We start from the raw sequence: 1,098 nt of genomic DNA, 5'->3' as shown, positions 1-1,098 counted from the left end.
CGCCCCAGGCAAGGCCTGCCAAGCCGGCCCGCCAGCAGTCAACCTTGCCGGCGCAAGCCCATCTCGCACGCGCCCTGCAGCGCCAGCGCCGCAGGCCCACAATGGCCCCATGACCGACAAGAAACGCCCCGTTCTTTCCATGCTGGACCTGGTGGCCGTGCGCGAAGGCGGCACCGTCGCCGAGGCGCTGCAGATCGCCCTGCGCACCGCGCAACACGCCGAATCGCTGGGTTTCCGGCGCTACTGGCTCGCGGAGCACCACAACATGGCGGGCATCGCCAGCTCGGCGACTGCCGTGCTGGTGGGCCATATCGCGGGGGGCACGCAGCACATCCGCGTGGGTTCGGGGGGTGTGATGCTGCCCAACCATGCGCCCCTGGTCGTGGCCGAGGCCTTTGGCACACTGGCCGAGCTGTACCCCGGGCGCATCGACCTCGGCCTGGGCCGCGCCCCCGGCACCGACCCCACCACCATGCGCGCCCTGCGCCGCAGCCGCGTCGAGACTGCCGATGACTTTCCCCAGGACGTGGCCGAACTGCAGCGCCTGCTGGCCCCCTCCACGCCCGACCAGCGCCTGATCGCCATGCCCGGCGCGGGCACCAACGTACCCATCTGGCTGCTGGGCTCCAGCCTGTTCTCGGCGCAGCTGGCGGCCGAGCGCGGCCTGCCCTATGCCTTTGCCTCGCATTTCGCCCCGCGCCTGCTGCACCAGGCCCTCGACCTGTACCGCAGCCTCTACCGGCCATCGGCCCAATGGCCCGAGCCCTACGTGGTCATCGGCGTGCCCTTGATCGGTGCCCCCACCGACGAGGAAGCCGACTACCTGGCCAGCAGCACCTACCAGCGCGTGCTGGGCATCCTCACGGGCGAGCGCAGCCGCCTCAAGCCCCCCGCCCCGCATTTCGCCGAACGCCTGCACCCCCAGGAGCGCGCGGCCATTGCCGACTTTCTGGCGGCCGCCGTGATCGGCGGGCCCGATACGGTGCGCTCCGGGCTGGCCCATCTGCGCAAGACCACGGGCGCCGACGAATTCATGCTGGTCAGCGACGTGTACGATCCGGCGCTGCGCCTGCGCTCGCTGGACATCGCGGCCGAAGC

Annotated in this window: 1 protein-coding gene; it reads left to right on the top strand. The window is 71.6% G+C overall.

Features of this window, described 5'->3' with window-relative positions:
- Nucleotides 1–109: 109 nt before the first annotated feature.
- A partial coding sequence (locus ACDELDRAFT_RS22865) for an LLM class flavin-dependent oxidoreductase (RefSeq protein ID WP_005801529.1) occupies nt 110–1,098 on the top strand: 989 nt, incomplete at its 3' end.

Source organism: Acidovorax delafieldii 2AN (assembly GCF_000175235.1).
Classification (GTDB): Bacteria; Pseudomonadota; Gammaproteobacteria; order Burkholderiales; family Burkholderiaceae_C; genus Acidovorax; species Acidovorax delafieldii_B.
Note: the sequence above shows the minus strand (reverse complement) of the source record. Positions and strands in the feature narration are given on the sequence as shown.